Source organism: Sulfitobacter sp. M13, assembly GCF_053474885.1.
Genome location: NZ_CM130281.1, coordinates 1,436,720 through 1,455,436, shown reverse-complemented (window position 1 = coordinate 1,455,436; position 18,717 = coordinate 1,436,720). Strand labels below are relative to the sequence as shown.

Genomic DNA, 18,717 nt, shown 5'->3' with positions numbered 1-18,717 from the left:
CAAGGGATGGCTCCGATCTGGGATCAATCGCGCGCAACCTCGCGGTTTCGGCGCATCGGGTCAAGCGAGGAGTGGTCAGTGGCAGTCTGCAAGGCGGGCATAGGAGGAAAGGTCAGCGGCCCTGCGCCGGTGTGGGGGGACGCCGTCGCCGGAACGGGGCGCGCAGCAGCCGCATCAGCACCCCCAGCCCCAAGCCCCCCGCGACAAAGCCCACGCCCGCAAAGACAACCCCCGCAAAGTTCAAGGGCACGGCGGGCTGGAACACCTGCCATGCCGCCCGCGCAATCTGCGGATCGGACATCTGCGACAGGTGATAGGCCCGCATGAACGGCCCCTGCCCCTGCAATCGGGTCAATGCGGTATCCAATGTATCAAAGCGTGCAAAGGTCTCTGCCATATCGGTGCGACGTCGCTCCATAAAGGCGGTGCCGGTCATCTGCGCCAGCGCATCGTTGCGCGACAGACCGACCGCTTGGGCGCTGGCATCGAAATCGGCAACGACCTCGTGCAGCGCATCAACCGCACCGCCCAACCGTTGCAGGTATTGTTGCGAGTATTCGGGAAACTGCGACGTTACCGCAGCCCCCGCCACGCCGCCAGCAAGGGTCAGCGCCCGCAAGATCATGAAACGCCCCGAAGGTCCGTAATGCAGCGCTCCATGATCCGCCCCCGTTTTTTAAAGCCCGTCGTTCAAGGTTAGGCGATACCGCGATAAATCTCGGCGATTTTTTCAACCGCGGCCTCGGGCGTCATCTCTTCGCTCTCGCCGGTGCGCCGCGAGGTGAGCTCGACCACGCCGTTTTTCAGACCCCGCGGCCCAACGGTGATCCGCCACGGCAGACCGATAAGGTCCATCGTCGCAAACTTACCGCCCGCGCGTTCTTTGGTGTCGTCATAAAGCGGATCCAGCCCCAAGGCCTGCAGGCTGGCATAGAGCGCGTCACACGCCGCATCCGCCTGATCGTCGCCCTGCTTGAGGTTAACGATGCCTACGTGGAACGGCGTGACGCCTTCGGGCCAGATGATGCCCTTGTCGTCGTGAGACGCCTCGATGATCGCGCCCAGCAGACGGCTGACGCCGATCCCGTGCGACCCCATGTGAACCGGCACAGGCTTGCCATCCGGCCCCTGCACGGTCGCGCCCATCGGTTCGGAATACTTGGTGCCGAAATAAAAGATCTGCCCCACTTCGATCCCGCGCGCGCTGCGCTGGCGTTCGGCGGGCACTTCGGCAAACAGCGCCGCGTCGTGAGTTTCGTCGGTGCGGGCGTAGCGCGAGGTGAACTCCTCCATCACGGCCTGACACTGGTCGACGGAATCATAGTCGATCTCGCGGTCGCCGAACTTCAGCTCGGTGATCTGGCTGTCATAGAACACCTCGGATTCGCCGGTTTCCGCCAGCACAAGGAACTCGTGCGTGTCGTCGCCGCCGATCGGGCCGGAATCCGCGCGCATCGGGATCGCTTGCAGGCCCATGCGTTCATAGCTGCGCAGATAGGTCACCAGATGGCGGTTATAGGCGTGCAGCGCGTCTTCTTTCGTCAGATCAAAGGTATAACCGTCCTTCATCAGGAACTCGCGGCCGCGCATGACGCCGAAACGGGGACGGACCTCGTCGCGGAATTTCCACTGGATGTGGTACAGCGTCATTGGCAGGTCTTTGTACGACCCCACGTGGCTGCGGAAGATATCGGTGATCATTTCCTCGTTCGTGGGACCATAAAGCATATCGCGGTCCTGACGGTCCTTGATGCGCAGCATCTCGGGACCGTAGGCGTCAAAGCGCCCGGATTCTTTCCACAGGTCGGCCGATTGCAACGTCGGCATCAACATCGGGATGTGGCCGGCGCGCTGCTGTTCTTCGTGCACGATGGCTTCGATCTTGCGCAGCACTTTAAAGCCAAGCGGCAACCACGAATAGATGCCCGCAGCCGATTGCTTGATCATGCCGGCCCGCAGCATCAACCGGTGGCTGACGATCTGCGCCTCGGACGGGTTTTCCTTGAGCACAGGCAAAAAATAACGGGACAGACGCATGATGATCCTCTCAGAGTGAATTGGCACCTGACTATGATAATCCCCGCGCCGAGACAATCACCAACAAGCGGGCACCAACAAGCGGGCACCAACAAGCGGGCACCAACAAGCGGGCACCAACAAGCGGGCACCAAGACGGGCGCACGCTTGGTGATTGACCCTTCGGGCGCAGACGCGTTTCTTACCGGCATCGCCAAACCACAAAGGACGCCCCATGACCATGATCCTAGAGCCCGCGCGCGAAACCCCAGTGATCCATGAGACCGGCGTGCTGGTGATCGGGTCCGGCCCCGGTGGTCTGGCCGCTGCCCTCGCCGCGGCCCGCGCGGGGGCCGACGTAACGCTGTTGGACCGTTTCGGCTGCTTTGGTGGCAATATTACCGTGGTCGGGGTTGAAGGCTTTGCCTGGTACCGCCATGAACAAACGATAGAGGCCGGCGGCATCGGCTGGGAATTCGAAGAACGCGCCAAAGCGATGGGGGCCGCCAGCCCCGAATCCCAATCGCTGAGCTACGAGTTGGACAGCGAAGGGTTCAAACTTGTCGCCGACCGCCTGGTGACCGAAGCAGGCATCCACCCGATGCTGCACCGCCAGTTCGTCGCCCCGATCATGGAGGGCGACACGATCAGGGGCGTCATCGTCGAATCAAAATCGGGCCGCGAGGCGATCCTTGCCAAAATCGTGATCGACGCCACGGGCGACGCCGATGTCGCGCATCGCGCTGGTGCCCCCACACATAAAACCCCGATCGAGGACATGCAGGCCGCATCGGTTATGTTCCACATCGCGGGCGTCGACAAGGCCGCGTTCATGGCCGGCGTCAAAGCCGATCCGCAAACCTATGCCAACTGGTCCACCGGCGAATGGGTGGTCGAAACCGATGGCAAGGAAGACGCGATGTTCTCTCCGTTTCTGGCCAAACCCTTTGCCCAAGCGATCCGCGACGGGCGCATGCCCGCCAACCTCAACACCATTGGGGGCACGTGGGGCGCTGTGCATGACAGCGGCGAGATGACCTATATGAACCTGATCCACCTTGCCGAATGCGACGGCACGGACCCCGACAGCATGACCCGCTTTGAAATAGAAGGCCGCGCCCAGGCGATGCATGCGATTGACGCGCTCAAGGCCTATACACCGGGCTGCGAAACCGCGCGGCTGCGCAATTTTGGCATGAGCATCGGCATCCGCGACACCCGCAAGATCGACGCGGTCTATAATATGACCGAAACCGACGTGCGGCAGCAGGCCCGTTTTGGCGACAGCATCGGCATCTACCCCGAATTCATTGACGGCTACGGCGTGCTGATCATCCCCACCACGGGGCGCTACATGCACATCCCCTACCGCGCGATGCTGCCCAAAGGGGTCAAGAATCTGCTGGTCGCAGGGCGCGCTATTGGCGGCGACAAGATCGCCCATGCCGCCACCCGCAACATGGCGTGCTGTACTGTGGCGGGCCAAGGTGCGGGCGTCGCGGCGGCAATTGCGCTGGCCACAGGCTGCCCGCTGGACGCCGTCCCGCTAGAGCGCATGCAAAAAACCCTGCAAGATCAGGGCGTCCGCGTGTTCTGACCCGCAAGGGCTGCTTCCAGATGGTAAAAAATCCTCGCCGAAGGCACCTGACACGTCCACGCGCGCAGGCCGTCCATTTCACCACGGGCCTTGAAAAACGTGCCCCGTTGCGCAATGTCGACCCAAACCAAATTGCGAGGACGCGGCATGGGCCTGCCAATCAGAGATCAGATGAAATACTGGGGCATCGCAGGGGCGGTCTTTCTTGTTGTCTTGTGGTTCACCGGCGACATACTGCTGCCGTTTCTGATCGGCGCGGCGATTGCCTATTTCCTTGACCCCGTAGCTGACCGGCTGGAAGCACTCGGCTTGACCCGCGCGATGGCCACGATGGTGATCACGCTGATGGCACTGCTGATCTTTGTGCTGATGGCGCTGCTGGTGATCCCCGCGCTGATCAACCAAGCCGTGAACCTGATAGAGGTCGCGCCCCAGCTGGCGCGCAATTTCACCAACTTCCTGACCGAACGCTTTCCCACGCTGCTGGTCGAAGGATCGACGCTGCGCAGTTCGATCAACTCTATCGGGTCCACCATTCAGGAACGCGGCGGAGAGTTTCTGAACACCGCGATCGCCTCTGCTGCGACAGTGCTGAACGTGCTGCTTTTGTTTGTGATCGTGCCGGTGGTTGCGGTCTATCTGCTGCTGGACTGGGACCGGATGGTTGGCCGCATCGACCAGTTATTGCCACGCGACCACGCGCCAGTGATCCGCCGGCTTGCACGTGATATCGACCGCACGCTGGCAGGTTTCATTCGTGGCATGGGGACGGTCTGTCTGATTCTAGGCACCTATTACGCCATTGCCTTGATGTTGGTGGGGATGCAATTTGGTCTTGTGGTTGGCTTTATCGCCGGTCTGGTCACCTTTATTCCCTATCTCGGGGCTGTTCTGGGCGGCGCGCTGGCCATCGGTCTGGCGCTGTTTCAATTCTGGGGGGATTGGTTCTCTATCGGGATGGTCGCGGGTATCTTTGTGCTGGGCCAAATGATCGAGGGCAATCTGCTCACGCCTAAACTGGTCGGCAACTCGGTCGGGCTGCATCCGGTCTGGCTGATCCTCGCGCTGTCGGTCTTTGGCTCGCTGTTCGGGTTTGTCGGCATGCTGGCCGCCGTCCCCATCGCCGCCGCCCTTGGGGTGATCGCGCGGTTCGCAACAGAGCAATACGTCGAAAGCTCGCTCTATCAGGGCACGCAACGATCGACTTTGGACGAAACGGCGGACTGATAGCATGGCACAACAGCTTGGACTTGACCTTCCCAGTCGCCCCGCACTGGGACGGGATGACTTTTTTGTCGCCCCGTCAAACGCGATTGCAGTGGCCATGATCGAAGGCTGGCAGGCGTGGGCCGGCCGCAAGCTGGTGCTGACCGGCCCATCCGGATCGGGCAAGACCCATCTGACACATGTCTGGGCCAACCTGTCGGGCGCACAGATCATCGACGCGGCCGATATTGCCACGGCAGATATCCCCGCGCTGGCGCAGGGGCCTTTGGCTGTTGAAAACATCCCCGCAATCGCCGGCGACACCACCGCCGAGACAAATCTTTTCCACCTGCATAATCTGGCGCTGGCCGAGGGTCACAGCCTGCTGCTGACCGGCGCGCCGGCGGTGCCCCACTGGGGGCTGCACCTGCCCGACCTCACCAGCCGTATGCGCGCCGCCACCGCTGCAGCGCTTGAAGCGCCCGATGACAGCTTGCTGACGGCAGTTATGGCCAAGCTGCTGGCCGACCGGCAGCTGACACCAAAACCCGATGTGATCCCCTATCTGCTGCTGCGGATGGACCGGTCATTTGCAGCGGCGGGAGATCTGGTGGCTGCGCTGGATGCCGCCAGTCTGGCCCTACAAAGGCCGGTGACACGCACACTCGCTGCACAAGTGCTGGACAATGGGATTTCCGCTGCGCGATAGTCTTGGTGAATTGCGTCATAAACCCATTACAATCCAACGCCATAAGGCCGTCATGACAAACGCTGACTTTCTCGAATCCGCCTTCGTACCGGCCCAAGATATGCCCGAACTGGATATCACCGGGCCAGGTCGCTTTTACAACCGCGAGCTCAGCTGGCTCGGGTTCAACTGGCGTGTGCTGGAAGAGGCCAAGAACCCCCGCGTGCCGCTGCTGGAACGGCTGCGCTTTTTGTCGATCTCGGCGGGCAATCTGGATGAATTCTATACCGTGCGCGTTGCTGGTCTGCGCGAGCTGGCACAGGCGGGCAACACCACGCCCGCCAGCGACGGGCTGACCCCTGCGCAACAGCTGGTGCTGATCAATGAAGACGCGCGCCGGCTGATGACCGAACAGCAAAATGTCCTGGTCGATCTGATGTCAAGGATGGACGAACAGAACATCATGCTTGAACGCGCCGCTGATCTGGACGAGGCCGACCTGGCCTATCTGGATGATGTGTTCTTGCACCGGGTCTTTGCCGTACTGACCCCGCTGGCCGTCGATCCGGCACACCCTTTCCCGTTCATTCCCAACACCGGCTATGCGCTGGCGTTGCAATTGGAACGCACCAGCGACAAGCGCCCCTTGCAAGCCTTGCTGCCAATTCCGGCGCAGATCGACCGCTTTGTCTCCCTGCCTGCCGCCGAAGGATCGCTGCGGTTCCTGCCGCTCGAGGATCTGCTGGTGCTCAAAATTCCAGGCCTGTTTCCGGGCTATAAGCTAAAGGCCCATTTTGAATTTCGGGTTCTGCGTGACAGCGACCTTGAGGTCGAAGACGAAGCCGAAGACCTTGTGCGCGAATTCGAAGTCGCCCTGAAACGCCGCCGCCGCGGCGAGGTCGTGCGTCTGACCCATTCCGCCGGAGCGCCTGAAAAGCTGAAATCCGTGGTCATGGCCGAATTGGCTGTGCGCCCGCAAGACGTGATAGAGCTGGACGGGATGATCGGCATCAGCGATCTGACGGAACTGGTGGTCGACAGCCGCCCCGATCTGCTGTGGCCGCAATTCACGCCGCGCATCCCCGAGAGGGTGACCGACCACGAAGGCGACATGTTCGCGGCGATCCGGTCCAAGGACATGCTGCTGCACCACCCCTACGAGACGTTCGACATGGTCGTGCGCTTTCTAGCGCAGGCCGCACGTGACCCTGATGTGGTGGCGATCAAACAGACGCTCTATCGCACCTCGCGCGACAGTCCCATCGTAGAGGCGCTGTGCGAGGCCGCCGAAGACGGGAAATCGGTTACCGCGCTGGTCGAGCTCAAGGCACGTTTCGACGAAGCCGCCAACATCCGCCAGTCGCGCCGGTTAGAACGCGCAGGCGCGCATGTGGTCTATGGTTTTCTCGACCTTAAGACCCACGCGAAAATCTCGACTGTGGTGCGCCGCGAAGGCGATCAACTGGTCACCTATACCCACTATGGCACCGGCAACTACCACCCGATCACCGCGCGCATTTATACTGATCTGTCGCTGTTCACCTGCGACCAGAAGCTGGGCCGCGATGCAACCAAAGTGTTCAACTACCTGTCAGGCTACGCGCAGCCCGACGCGCTGGACAATCTTGCGATATCGCCCATCACGCTGAAACCGCGCCTGCTGGCCATGATCGCCGCCGAAGCCGAATATGCCGCAGCGGGCAAACCGGCAGAAATCTGGGCCAAGATGAACTCCGTCGTCGATGCGGATGTGATCGACGCACTTTATGCGGCATCGCAGGCAGGGGTGAAAATCAGCCTCGTGATCCGCGGCATCTGCGGGTTGCGCCCCGGCATCAAGGGCCTGTCCGAGAACATCCGCGTGAAATCCATCGTCGGGCGTTTTCTGGAACATTCGCGCATCGTCTGCTTTGGCAATGGCCACGGGCTACCGCATAAAAAGTCGCGGGTTTTCATGTCATCTGCTGACTGGATGGGGCGCAACCTGACCCGCCGTGTCGAAACACTGGTCGAGATTGAAAACCCCACCGTCAAGGCGCAGATCACCAGTCAGGTGATGGCGGCCAATCTGGCAGATGTGGCCCAAAGCTGGGTCATGTCACCCGATGGAAGTTTTTCACGCCCCGAAATTGCCGACGGCACCTTTGCGTTCAACTGCCACCGCTTCTTCATGGAAAACCCCTCCCTCTCGGGGCGCGGCACGGCGGGGGCGTCCGACGTTCCGAAACTGACCCATACCGAAGACTGACCGCTTCATTTTGCCCCTGTAAACTCTCGCCGAAGGCGCATCTATCCGCCCGCGTTGTCGCTGGCGATTATACACCCTCGATCCCTTTGGGTTTTTCAGCCGCCTGCCCGTGTTAGCGATTGACGTAGCAGTCCGGCTGGGCCACCTTGCCCCCCCAAGACCAAAGCCCCCGCAGGAGCGTTCGTGGCAGATAAAACCGACACCCCTCCGCCCTCTCCCGTCCCTGAAACGGGCGTCGCTGATTTAGGCTTGTTCGGAAAACCCCTGTTTCTTGACCCTTCGGCCCGCGCGCTGGCGCGTGTCGGTGTGGTGGATGTGGGGTCGAACTCTGTCCGCTTGGTCGTCTTTGACGGGGCCGCGCGATCACCTGCGTACTTCTATAACGAAAAGATCATGTGTGCGCTTGGGGCCGGCATGGCCGAAACCGGTCATCTGTCCCCTGTCGGGCGGGTCCGGGCGCTTTCAGCCATGCGACGTTTCAGCAAACTGGCCCAAAGCATGGGCCTGTCCGAGCTGACCGTTGTGGCCACCGCCGCGGTGCGTGACGCCAGCGACGGACGCGACTTTTGCGACGAGGTCCAGCGCGAGACGGGCCTGAAAATATGGGTTATCGACGGCGAAGAAGAGGCACGGCTGTCCGCACAGGGCGTCCTGCTGGGCTGGCCCGGTGCCTATGGGTTGGTCTGTGACATCGGTGGATCCTCGATGGAGCTGGCCGAGATTTCCGGCGGGCGTGTTGGCAAACGTGTGACCTCCGCGCTTGGTCCATTGAAACTGCGTGACATCAAGGGCGGGGCCAAGGCGCGTCAGGCCCAGATCAAGACCGTGATCGAAGGGCTGGCGGAAAAGATGGGCGCACAGCGCGACCGTCTGTTTCTGGTCGGCGGGTCATGGCGAGCGATTGCGCGGATCGACATGGTGCGCCGCGGCTATCCGCTGCACGTGCTGCATGAATACCGTATGACGCCCACATCGGTGCGCGAAACTGTCAAGCACATCCAGTCCAGCGACCATGAAGAACTGCGCAAAATCAGCGGCGTATCGGCCAGCCGGATGGCGCTGGTGCCCTACGCCGCCGAAGTCCTGTCGCGGCTGGTCAAGACGTTCAAACCCAAGGATATCGCGATTTCCAGCTACGGCATCCGCGAGGGGATGCTGTACGAGCAGATGCCGCAGCGCCTACGTGACCGTGATCCGCTGATCGAAGCCTGCCGCTTTGCCGAAGCCAAAGACGCGCGGTCGCCGGGGTTCGGCAAGGCGCTGTTCGACTTTATCCTGCCGCTCTACAAATCGGCCTCGCCGCAGCGCAAACGACTGGTCAAGGCCGCCTGTCTGCTGCACGATGTCAGCTGGCGCGCGCACCCCGACTACCGCGCCGAAGTCTGCTTTGACAATGCCACCCGCGCCAATCTGGGCGGGCTGAAACATGCTGAACGGATCTATCTGGGGCTGGCATTGCTGCACCGGTATTCCAACAAGCGCGAGAACACCCGTTTCGAAGACCTCTATGAAATGGTCGACGAAAAGAGCCGCAACGAGGCAGAGATCCTGGGTAAGGCCATGCGCTTTGGCGCGATGCTTTGGATGAACCCCGAGGAAGAGCGCGGCCATCTGCGCTGGTTCCCCAAAAAGAAGCTGCTGGAACTTTGGCTGACCGACGACATGATGCCCCTGTTCGGAGAGGTCGCCGAGGCGCGGCTAAACTCGCTCGCGCTGTCGCTCGGCGCCGAGGTGCAGCTCAAGACCTGCAAAAAATAAAATGCTGATCAGAGCCGGATCGACCGCTCACAGGTCGAACTGTGGCACCTCGTCCAGATAGATCGCCGGCGGTGCGGGCGCGTCGTTTGGCGTTTCGTCTTCCGGCTCTGGGTCTGTTTTGCGGCGGATCACGATATCACCATTGGGCATCTTTTGGGGCGGCTCGTAGACGCTCCAATCTTCGACCTCATCCAGCAAATCGGTCAAGGCGGGCCCCATCTCGGAGACGAAATTGCGCAATGCGGGGCTGGCCTTGCGGCCCCAATCGCTGAGCCCGTCCAGCGCGGGGGCCATCTCTTTTTTCATGCCGTCAAAGAAATTTCTGGCCCCGCGTTCCATCAAAGAAAAGCCGGAGGTATCGTTGTCATTTTCCTGTGCCAGCGCAAAACCGGACAGACAAATCAGGGTGGTGGTCAAAAGAAACTGTCTCATACATCAGACACTGCCCTATTTCCTGACATGAGGAAAGCGGCATTAAAGGGCCGCTCAGAGCGCGAGATCAATCGTCACTGGAAAGTGATCCGACGCCGTGATCAATGCATCGCGCAAACCTGCATCGGCCCAGCATTCCGGATCGTCCATCGGGTGCCAGATACGCCACTGGGGGTGGTGCGCGGTCAGGGCCGGGCTGATCATGATGTAATCCAGCAGCGCCTGAAGATAGCGTTTCTCGGGCGCGATCCAAAAGCGCGAGGTCGTGGGCATCGCCCCAATCCGCTGCCCCAACGCACGGGTTGCATGTGGGTCGACCAAAGCCCGATCCTGCCTGTGCCCCATCACGATCTCTACCGAGGACCGCCCGAAAAGATCCTCGAAACTGTCCAGCCCGGGCCCGTCGTTCAGATCGCCCAGAACCATCAACGGGGTGCCCGCGTCCAGCTGCGCATCAATCCGACGTCGCAGCCAGACCGCCTGTGCCAGTTGTTTGCGCCGGCTTGCGATCCCGATGCGCAGCGCATCTTGCGGCGTCTTGGCCCCATGCGGTGCTTTGGATTTCAGATGCGCACCGATCATATGAAAAGCGACCCCGTCACGGGTCACGATATCCAGCTCAAGCGGCGGCTTAGAGAAGACCACGTGATCCTCGCGCGCGTCGATATCCAAATCAATATCAAAGGTGCCATCGAACCGCGGGGCCTGCCCCCGCCCGACCGTCCCGCCGGGTGCATGGGTGGCCGTCAGCTTGTCGGGATCAAATAACAGCGCGATTTCCTGCTGGGTATCATTGGCAAAACCGATCAGCGCCTTGCGCGTGCGCAAATTAAAATGCGCGGCAAAACGTTCCAGCGCAGCCACCGTCCCGCGTTTGCGGCTTTGATCCGGGGCCTCGATCACCATCACGGCATCGGCGTCCAAGGCACGAAACACAGCGCCCAAAGCCTGCGCCTGCTGCGCACGGGTAATATCGTGGCGGGCCGACCAGCCGTCGTCCAGCAGCAGCTGGTCATTGTCGTCAAACAAACCGGTGAACCATTCGACATTATAGGTCGCGATCCGCATTACCGCGCCTTGCCTGACCAGGTCTCCCATGCGCGGTTGATGTCGATCATGCGTTTTTCGGCCATCGCCACGGCCTCTTGTGGCAGACCGCGTGCAACCAGCGCGTCAGGATGATTGGCGCGCACCAGCTTGCGCCACGCAGCACGCCCCTCTTCACGCGAGGCATCGGGCGGAATGCCCAGAACCGCATGGGGCAGCGGCGATGTATCGGGCACAAACCGCGCCCGAAGCGAGGCAAAGTCACTGTCATCCATCGCAAAAATCTGCGCCACCCGTACCAGAAACGCGTCTTCGTTCGGGTGGTACATGCCGTCGGCCATGGCAATGTGGAACAACCCTTCGATCAGATCATGCAGCATCTCGGGCTGATCCGCGAACATCTGCGCAATGCGCGCGGCGTAATCCTCAAAGCCGGCCACATCATGCCGCGCTAAATTGAATACCCGCGCAGCACCCTGCTGGTCGGCCTCGGCAATCTGGAACACCTCTCGAAAGGCGGTTACCTCGTCTCGGGTCACCTGCCCGTCGGCCTTGGCCATCTTGGCCCCCAGGGCAATCACGGCAATGGTAAAGGCCACCGACCTCTCGGGCGGGGTGCGCAGACGGTCGAAAACGGCCGACAGCCCCTCACCGGCGGTGAGCGCTGACAAAGCTTCGGTGATGCGTGACCAAATAGACATGACGCCCATCATACGGGGCACCGCCAAGGAAGTCAGCGGGGCGACAGCATTTTCTGCATCAAAATTAGGTCAAGCTGCTGCCCGTTCTTCTGCCCGATGCGCGGCATCCTGCCCACGTGGTCAAAGCCAAGTGCGGTATGAAACCCGACGGCACCCGGATTGGCCCCGCTGATGGCCGCCACCATGATGCGCCGCCCCTGTGCTGCTGCGGCGTCAAAGGCGGTTTGCATCAAGCCACGCCCCACGCCAGTGCCCTGCACCGAGCTGTCCAGCACGATCGAATGTTCCACCGCATCGCGGTATCCCGGCCCGCTGCGAAAGGGGCCGAAAGTCACAAACCCAACGATTCCATCAGCCTCTGCGACCCAAAACTGGTCTGCACGGACAGCAATAAGATCCTCGACCTCGGCGGCCGTTTTAACATCCGTGGTAAAGGTAAACAGCGTATCGGCGATCATGCCACTCCAAAGTGCTGCCACCGCAGCCCCATCGTCACCGCAGGCCGCCCGCAGGATCACGCCAGCACGCCCCTGCCCACGGGGGTATCAAAGGTTGCAAACAGCCCCGGCGTTCCGGCCTCGAACACGACCCGCGCATCCACCAATAAAGGTGCCAACGCAGCCGCCAACGCCTCTGCCTGTGGATGCTGAACCGTTAATGTCACCAGTCGACAGCCCGAGCTTTCAAGCCGTTGGGTCGGATGTGCATCCCCGTCCCACTGCATCAAAGCAGGCGCGCAATTATCATACGGCAACACACCGTTTTCCGGCACGGCCATACGCCAGCTTAAATCACCGCGCTGCAACTGTACCGGCGCGCCATAGCCTTCTGGCAAAGCGTCCAGCGCCGCCTCCAGATCATCGCAGCGGCAAATCCAGTTGGACAGACGCGCCGGCCCGTTGAACCGATCCAGATCAAACCACCTTGCATAGGCGGGCTGTGGCGCATCGGGATCAACAGCAATCGCCTCTAGATAAAGCGTATCTGACAGGCCTAACAGTTTGTTATGCGTCCCAAATACCGCATGCGCGCCACCCGATTGCAACGGGACCCCTAGCACCTGCGCGGCATAGTCTGATGCTGCCTCAAGGCTTTCGCCTGCGACTGCAAGGTGATCCAGTTCAATCATGCTTCATGCTTCCAAATGGCTCAAATCCTCGGGGGAGTGTGAGGGGGCAGACAGCCCCCTCGCGCCCAGCTCAGTCCCGCGCGGCGCGGATCAGTTTCAGGATATCCTGCGCCGCATTCGGAATGTTGGTGCCCGGCCCAAAGATCGCCTTAACCCCTGCATCTTTAAGGAACTTATAGTCCTGTTGCGGGATAACGCCGCCGCAGATCACCAGAATATCCTCGGCCCCTGCCTCTTTCAGCGCGTTGATCAATTGCGGTGCCAGAGTTTTATGGCCCGCCGCCTGTGACGAGATGCCGATGACATGCACGTCATTGTCCACGGCGTCCTGCGCGGCTTCGGCAGGGGTCTGGAACAGCGGACCTACGTCCACGTCAAAGCCGATATCGGCAAAGGCCGTCGCGATGACCTTGGCCCCGCGATCGTGCCCGTCCTGACCCATTTTTACCACCAGCATACGCGGGCGGCGGCCTTCGGCTTCGGCGAAATCTTCTACGGATTTTTGGATTTCCGCAAAGCCGCTGTCGCCTTCATAGGCCGCGCCATACACACCGGCCAGCGTTTTGACCTCGGCGCGGTGACGTCCGAATTTTTCTTCCATCGCCATGCTGATCTCTCCTACGGTGGCGCGGGCACGGGCAGCTTCGACCGCCCCTTCCAACAGGTTTCCGCCCTCGGAGGCACGGCGGGTCAGTTCGGCCAGCGCGGCGGTACATGCCAATTCATCCCGAGACCCACGGATGGCTTCCAAACGCTTGATCTGGCTGTCGCGCACCTTGACGTTGTCCACATCGAGAATGTCGATCTCGTCCTCGACCTCGCGGCGGTATTTGTTCACGCCGACGATCACCTCGGTCCCGCGGTCGATCTTGGCCTGACGGGTGGCAGCGGCCTCTTCGATGCGCAGCTTCGGCATGCCGGAGGCGACGGCTTTGGTCATACCACCCAGCTCTTCGACTTCCTCGATCAGTTTCCAGGCTGCATCTGCCAGATCGGCGGTCAGCTTTTCGACGTAGTAGCTGCCCGCCAAGGGGTCGATGACGTTGGTGACGCCGGTTTCTTCTTGCAAAATCAGCTGTGTATTGCGGGCGATGCGCGACGAGAAATCCGTGGGCAGTGCAATCGCCTCGTCCAGCGCGTTGGTGTGCAGCGACTGCGTGCCGCCAAGCACTGCGCTCATGGCTTCATACGCCGTGCGGACCACGTTATTATAGGGATCTTGTTCCTGAAGGCTGACGCCCGAGGTCTGGCAGTGGGTGCGCAACATCGAGGACTTGGGGTTCTGCGGTTTGAATTCATCCATAATCCGCGACCACAGCAGACGTGCCGCGCGCAGCTTTGCCGCCTCCATGAAGAAGTTCATGCCGATGCAGAAGAAGAAGCTCAAACGCGGCGCGAAACGGTCGACATCCATCCCTGCGGCGATGGCGGTGCGCACATATTCGCGGCCATCGGCAAGGGTAAAGGCCAGTTCCTGCACAAGGTTCGCGCCCGCCTCTTGCATGTGGTAGCCCGAAATCGAGATCGAATTGAATTTCGGCATATGGTCCGAGGTGTATTCGATGATGTCGCCAATGATCCGCATCGAGGGTTCAGGCGGGTAGATATAGGTGTTGCGGACCATGAATTCCTTCAGAATGTCGTTCTGAATGGTGCCGGACAGCACGGATTTATCGTGCCCCTGTTCTTCGCCCGCGACGATAAAGCTGGCCAAAATCGGGATCACCGCGCCGTTCATTGTCATGGAAACAGACACTTTATCCAGCGGGATGCCGTCGAACAGGATCTTCATGTCCTCGACGCTGTCGATCGCAACGCCCGCCTTGCCCACGTCCCCTTCTACGCGGGGGTGGTCACTGTCATAGCCGCGGTGGGTGGCCAGATCGAATGCAACCGAGACACCTTGCTGCCCTGCCGAGAGTGCGCGGCGGTAAAAGGCGTTCGATTCCTCAGCCGTGGAGAACCCCGCATATTGACGGATGGTCCAGGGACGACCGGCGTACATGGTCGCTTTGACGCCACGGGTAAAGGGCGCTTCGCCGGGGATTCCGCCGAGGTGATCCAGCCCTTCGGTGTCTTCGGCCGTATAAAGCGGTTTGACGTCGATGCCTTCCAGCGTGTTCCACGTCAGGTCATCCAGGCTACGCCCCCGCAATTCCGCCTCAGCCAGATTGCGCCAGTTTTCTTTGTCCGCTGTCATGGTGGTGTCCTTTTATTCTGTCGCCTTCTGGCCAGCTTGTGCTGGTTCTTGTGGCGGTTGAGTTCTCTGTCAGGGTCGCAAGACCATCGGCACCGGCAGTCAGCCAGAACAGATCGTCCGCATAGGTTTCTCGCAAAGCCGCTGTCTGGTCCTTGGTAAAAGGTTGCCAGTGGCCCAGACCATCGCTGGGCAGTTCTGCCGTGTCGGGGTCCATTTGCGCGTGCAAGGCGGCCACATCCGGACGGCGGTTCAGCCAGTATCCGGTGTCTGAGACAGGGGCAGCGCGCCCCGTCAGTTGCGAAAATAGCAGGTCGGGGTGGCCGGCGAAATCGTCATAGCGGGCGACGGTGATCTTCGCTTCGGGCATGGCGCAGGCAAGATCGGTGATCACATCGCGCCAGCCACGCGGATCATGGGCGATCCGCTCGAGCTGATCCGCATCTGGTACCGGATGCCCGCGCCCCACCGTGTACGCCACCGCAGAGGTCCACCACTGGTCGGTTTGCCGGATGGCCAGCACCACCTGCGTCACGCGCCCGCCAAAGCTGGAACCGAACCGTGCCATACGTTCGCCAATCGCAGGAAAAAGCCGCGCGCTGCGCACCGAATGACGTGTAGACCCGATCATGTTTTCGTCTGAAATCAGCAGTTGGTCCGCACCAAGCTCGCGGGCCTTGCCCATCAACAGCGAAACGCGCCCGTTTACCAGATTGGGGTCAGGTCCAAGGCCGCCCGACGCAGGAAACAGCCCCGTAAAAAGCCCCCCGCGGGTCTGGCGCGGCCCCCAGACGCAGGTGCCACGCGCCGCGATCGCATCGGAATGATCCGCCAAATAGTGTTGAAAACTGGTCGTGCCTGTCCGGTGCGCACCAACGTGAAGAAGGATATCCATGATCTGCTTGCCCAATCCTTGAAAGGAGGTCAGCCCAAAAGGCCCACCGAGAGTGTGAGCCACAGTCATGCCTGCAAACCTGTTGCAGAGTGCTTAATATGCGCAGATGTCGGGTTGTGCATCGCAATCGCGTCGCGCAAGCTTATATCTGTACGGACAGGAGAAACGATGAAATCAGTGATAGCCCTTGTTTTTGCAGGATTGTTTGCGGTCTCGGCGGGGGCGGAAACGGTCTCTGAACCACAGGTTCCCGACTTGTTCTTGCCCGCCGATATGGAAAATTTAAGTGAATTCCACTGGAAAAAAAGGCCGGTGCTGGTCTTTGCAGACAGTGAGGACGACCCCGCATACCAGGCCCAGATGGAGCTTTTGCGCGAGCAGCCCGTAGACTTGGTTAGCCGAGATGTCATCGTATTGACCGACACAGACCCCGCCGCACGTAGCCCGTTACGGCTGCAGATGCGGCCGCGCGGGTTCATGCTGGTGCTGGTCGGCAAAGACGGCGACATCAAGTTGCGTAAGCCCCGCCCGTGGGACGTGCGCGAAATTACCCGCAGCATCGACAAAATGACCATCCGGCAGCGCGAAATCCGCGACGCAAAGGAACGGGCAGGCAAACTCTTTGACTGAAGGTACGCCAGCCGCAACGATATGGGGCGGCGCTGCGCAGAAATCCCCCGCAGCGCCGTATTGTGTCCCATGATCGCAACGGCTGGCATGGTGTTTATTCAAACTCGATGATGACATCGTCCACAGCAAGGCTGTCGCCCGCTGCGGCGTTGATCTTGGACACTTTGCCCTTTTTCTCGGCGCGCAGGATGTTTTCCATCTTCATCGCCTCAATGGTGCACAGGTTCTGGCCTTCTTGGACTTCATCGCCTACCTCGACGTCGATCTTTACCACCAGACCCGGCATCGGGCAAAGCAGCAGCTTGGACGTGTCGGGCGGCAGCTTTTCGGGCATCAGACGCGCGAGTTCTGCCTGACGGGGGCTGCGCACATGCACTTTCATATCCGCGCCACGCGCCCGCACGCGGAACCCGCCCGAGATCTTGCCGACCTTGAACACCAGTGGCGTGTCATCGACGGTCATTTCTGCCAGTTGGTCGCCCGGCGTCCAATCGCCCGCAACCCGGAGCGATGTGCCGTCGTCAAAGGTGACCGTAGCACCCTTGGGGTCCGCCTGAATATCCACGTCAAACGAGTGGCCTTGCACCGCAACATTCCATGCGGTGCCGACCTTGCGTTCGTGGTTATCCATACGGCCCGACACGCGCGTCCGGCGAATTTCGCCGACGCGGTGCATGGCTGCTGTGGCGGCCGCAATGCGACGCAGGTCTGCTTCGGGCAGGTCTACCCCGTCAAACCCATCCGGATACTGCTCTTCGATAAAGGCGGTGGTCATGTTGCCTTCGACAAAAATCGGATGATCCATCACGGCGGACAGGAAGGGCAGATTGTGTCCGATGCCTTCGACCTCGAAGCTGTCCAGCGCCACGCGCATCCGTTCAATCGCCTCGGCGCGGGTTGGTGCCCATGTGCACAGCTTGGCGATCATCGGATCGTAATACATCGAAATCTCGCCGCCCTCATAGACGCCGGTATCGTTGCGCACGGCCATTTCGCCCGCTGGCGCGTCGCCCTGCCATTTATCGTTCTCAAGCAGGGGGCCTGCCGCAATTTCCATCGGAGGACGGTAGCGCGTCAGACGCCCGATCGAGGGCAAGAAGCCGCGATAGGGATCTTCGGCATACAGACGGTTTTCAATCGCCCAGCCGGTCAGCTTGACGTCGTCTTGGGTGATGGTCAGCTTTTCGCCATTGGCGATGCGGATCATCTGTTCAACCAGATCAACGCCCGTGATCAGTTCGGTTACGGGGTGTTCCACCTGAAGACGTGTGTTCATCTCGAGGAAGAAGAAATTCTTGTCGCCGTCCACGATGAATTCGACCGTACCGGCAGAAGTGTAACCCACGGCCTGCGCCAATGCGACGGATTGCTCGCCCATGGCTTTGCGTGTCGCTTCGTCCAAGAAAGGCGACGGGGCCTCTTCGACAACCTTCTGGTTGCGGCGCTGGATCGAACATTCACGTTCGCCCAGATAGATGCCGTTGCCGTGGCTGTCGCACAGGACCTGAATTTCGATGTGGCGCGGCTGGGTCACGAATTTTTCGATGAATATACGGTCGTCGCCAAAGCTGTTGGCCGCTTCGTTCTTGGACGACTGGAACCCCTCGCGGGCTTCTTCGTCATTCCAAGCGATACGCATGCCCTTGCCGCCGCCGCCCGCAGACGCCTTGAGCATCACCGGATAACCGACCTCGTTCGAGATTTTGACGGCTTCGTCAGCGTCGGCGATCAAGCCCATGTAACCGGGCACGGTGGAAACGCCGGCCTCTTGGGCGATTTTCTTGGACGTGATCTTGTCGCCCATCTTCTCGATCGCGCCGACAGGCGGGCCGACAAAGGCGACGCCCGCAGCGGCAAGCGCTTCGGCAAACTTGGAGTTCTCGGACAAAAAGCCATAGCCCGGATGCACAGCCTGAGCGCCCGATTTCTTTACCGCCTCCATGATCTTGTCGATTACGATATAGGACTGGTTCGCGGCAGGAGGGCCGATGTGGATCGCCTCGTCCGCCATCTGGACGTGCAACGCCTGCGCATCCGCGTCTGAATAGACAGCGACGGTTTCAATGCCCATCTTCTTGGCGGTCTTGATAACACGGCAGGCAATTTCGCCGCGGTTGGCGATCAGGATCTTATTGAACATCGACTGTCCCTTTTGGTCTTGAGTGAACGGAAA

The 18,717-nt window shown here is 60.7% G+C and carries 16 protein-coding genes; 6 read left to right on the top strand and 10 right to left on the bottom strand.

Annotated elements, in window-relative coordinates:
* Positions 1-112: 112 nt before the first annotated feature.
* Both ACVBAU_RS06875 and proS read right to left on the bottom strand, forming a co-directional pair.
* Positions 113-625, bottom strand: a complete 513-nt coding sequence (locus tag ACVBAU_RS06875; protein ID WP_138923846.1) for a DUF2937 family protein — start codon at positions 623-625, stop codon at positions 113-115.
* A gap of 71 nt (positions 626-696) precedes the next feature.
* Complete coding sequence (proS, locus tag ACVBAU_RS06870; protein WP_138923847.1) at positions 697-2,037, bottom strand: proline--tRNA ligase; 1,341 nt, start codon at positions 2,035-2,037, stop codon at positions 697-699.
* Between the two features lie 214 nt (positions 2,038-2,251).
* On the opposite strand from proS, the gene ACVBAU_RS06865 reads away from it, so the two are divergent.
* The 5 genes from ACVBAU_RS06865 (at position 2,252) to ppx (ending at position 9,513) form a co-directional block, all read left to right on the top strand.
* Positions 2,252-3,613, top strand: a complete 1,362-nt coding sequence (locus ACVBAU_RS06865; protein ID WP_138923848.1) for an FAD-dependent oxidoreductase — start codon at positions 2,252-2,254, stop codon at positions 3,611-3,613.
* A gap of 147 nt (positions 3,614-3,760) precedes the next feature.
* Positions 3,761-4,840, top strand: a complete 1,080-nt coding sequence (locus tag ACVBAU_RS06860) for an AI-2E family transporter (protein WP_448328668.1) — start codon at positions 3,761-3,763, stop codon at positions 4,838-4,840.
* Positions 4,841-4,844: 4 nt separating this feature from the next.
* Positions 4,845-5,528: a chromosomal replication initiator DnaA gene (locus tag ACVBAU_RS06855; RefSeq protein WP_138923849.1), complete on the top strand. Its 684-nt coding sequence runs from the start codon at positions 4,845-4,847 to the stop codon at positions 5,526-5,528.
* Between the two features lie 52 nt (positions 5,529-5,580).
* Entirely contained in the window at positions 5,581-7,755 is a 2,175-nt protein-coding gene (locus ACVBAU_RS06850; RefSeq protein ID WP_448328666.1) for an RNA degradosome polyphosphate kinase, read from the top strand.
* A 183-nt stretch (positions 7,756-7,938) separates the two neighbouring features.
* Positions 7,939-9,513 (top strand): exopolyphosphatase, encoded by a 1,575-nt coding sequence (gene ppx, locus ACVBAU_RS06845; RefSeq protein WP_335745126.1) that lies wholly within the window; start codon positions 7,939-7,941, stop codon positions 9,511-9,513.
* A 27-nt stretch (positions 9,514-9,540) separates the two neighbouring features.
* Here ppx and ACVBAU_RS06840 read toward each other — a convergent pair whose 3' ends face one another.
* The 7 genes from ACVBAU_RS06840 to ACVBAU_RS06810 all read right to left on the bottom strand — a co-directional run bounded on the left by ACVBAU_RS06840 (position 9,541) and on the right by ACVBAU_RS06810 (position 15,983).
* Complete coding sequence (locus ACVBAU_RS06840; RefSeq protein WP_138923852.1) at positions 9,541-9,945, bottom strand: hypothetical protein; 405 nt, start codon at positions 9,943-9,945, stop codon at positions 9,541-9,543.
* A 54-nt stretch (positions 9,946-9,999) separates the two neighbouring features.
* On the bottom strand, positions 10,000-11,013 hold the full coding sequence (locus ACVBAU_RS06835; protein ID WP_138923853.1) for an endonuclease/exonuclease/phosphatase family protein: 1,014 nt from the start codon (positions 11,011-11,013) through the stop codon (positions 10,000-10,002).
* Complete coding sequence (locus tag ACVBAU_RS06830; protein WP_171048921.1) at positions 11,013-11,693, bottom strand: molecular chaperone DjiA; 681 nt, start codon at positions 11,691-11,693, stop codon at positions 11,013-11,015. Before ACVBAU_RS06830 ends, ACVBAU_RS06835 begins: the two co-directional genes overlap by 1 nt.
* Positions 11,694-11,725: 32 nt before the next feature.
* Positions 11,726-12,211: an N-acetyltransferase family protein gene (locus ACVBAU_RS06825; RefSeq protein WP_448328664.1), complete on the bottom strand. Its 486-nt coding sequence runs from the start codon at positions 12,209-12,211 to the stop codon at positions 11,726-11,728.
* Complete coding sequence (locus tag ACVBAU_RS06820; RefSeq protein ID WP_448328662.1) at positions 12,208-12,822, bottom strand: VOC family protein; 615 nt, start codon at positions 12,820-12,822, stop codon at positions 12,208-12,210. The genes ACVBAU_RS06825 and ACVBAU_RS06820 overlap by 4 nt, the downstream gene beginning before the upstream one ends.
* Before the next feature lie 70 nt (positions 12,823-12,892).
* Positions 12,893-15,022 (bottom strand): methylmalonyl-CoA mutase, encoded by a 2,130-nt coding sequence (gene scpA, locus ACVBAU_RS06815; RefSeq protein WP_448328660.1) that lies wholly within the window; start codon positions 15,020-15,022, stop codon positions 12,893-12,895.
* Positions 14,985-15,983, bottom strand: coding sequence for a hypothetical protein (locus tag ACVBAU_RS06810; RefSeq protein ID WP_448328658.1), 999 nt, complete (start codon positions 15,981-15,983; stop codon positions 14,985-14,987). Before ACVBAU_RS06810 ends, scpA begins: the two co-directional genes overlap by 38 nt.
* A 99-nt stretch (positions 15,984-16,082) precedes the next feature.
* Here ACVBAU_RS06810 and ACVBAU_RS06805 point away from each other — a divergent pair, with 99 nt between their 5' ends.
* On the top strand, positions 16,083-16,544 hold the full coding sequence (locus ACVBAU_RS06805; protein ID WP_138925157.1) for a DUF4174 domain-containing protein: 462 nt from the start codon (positions 16,083-16,085) through the stop codon (positions 16,542-16,544).
* 94 nt (positions 16,545-16,638) lie between these two features.
* On the opposite strand, the gene ACVBAU_RS06800 is transcribed toward ACVBAU_RS06805, so the two are convergent.
* A complete protein-coding gene (locus tag ACVBAU_RS06800) occupies positions 16,639-18,684 on the bottom strand; it encodes an ATP-binding protein (RefSeq protein ID WP_448328656.1) in 2,046 nt (681 codons plus the stop codon).
* Positions 18,685-18,717: the final 33 nt, after the last annotated feature.

Coding starts and splice junctions, on each gene's coding strand:
- ACVBAU_RS06875 (WP_138923846.1), bottom strand. CDS start 625: ATGATCTTGCGGGCGCTGACCCTTGCTGGCGGCGTGGCGGGGGCTGCG.
- proS (WP_138923847.1), bottom strand. CDS start 2,037: ATGCGTCTGTCCCGTTATTTTTTGCCTGTGCTCAAGGAAAACCCGTCC.
- ACVBAU_RS06865 (WP_138923848.1), top strand. CDS start 2,252: ATGACCATGATCCTAGAGCCCGCGCGCGAAACCCCAGTGATCCATGAG.
- ACVBAU_RS06860 (WP_448328668.1), top strand. CDS start 3,761: ATGGGCCTGCCAATCAGAGATCAGATGAAATACTGGGGCATCGCAGGG.
- ACVBAU_RS06855 (WP_138923849.1), top strand. CDS start 4,845: ATGGCACAACAGCTTGGACTTGACCTTCCCAGTCGCCCCGCACTGGGA.
- ACVBAU_RS06850 (WP_448328666.1), top strand. CDS start 5,581: ATGACAAACGCTGACTTTCTCGAATCCGCCTTCGTACCGGCCCAAGAT.
- ACVBAU_RS06840 (WP_138923852.1), bottom strand. CDS start 9,945: ATGAGACAGTTTCTTTTGACCACCACCCTGATTTGTCTGTCCGGTTTT.
- ACVBAU_RS06835 (WP_138923853.1), bottom strand. CDS start 11,013: ATGCGGATCGCGACCTATAATGTCGAATGGTTCACCGGTTTGTTTGAC.
- ACVBAU_RS06830 (WP_171048921.1), bottom strand. CDS start 11,693: ATGTCTATTTGGTCACGCATCACCGAAGCTTTGTCAGCGCTCACCGCC.
- ACVBAU_RS06820 (WP_448328662.1), bottom strand. CDS start 12,822: ATGATTGAACTGGATCACCTTGCAGTCGCAGGCGAAAGCCTTGAGGCA.
- scpA (WP_448328660.1), bottom strand. CDS start 15,022: ATGACAGCGGACAAAGAAAACTGGCGCAATCTGGCTGAGGCGGAATTG.
- ACVBAU_RS06810 (WP_448328658.1), bottom strand. CDS start 15,983: ATGACTGTGGCTCACACTCTCGGTGGGCCTTTTGGGCTGACCTCCTTT.
- ACVBAU_RS06805 (WP_138925157.1), top strand. CDS start 16,083: ATGAAATCAGTGATAGCCCTTGTTTTTGCAGGATTGTTTGCGGTCTCG.
- ACVBAU_RS06800 (WP_448328656.1), bottom strand. CDS start 18,684: ATGTTCAATAAGATCCTGATCGCCAACCGCGGCGAAATTGCCTGCCGT.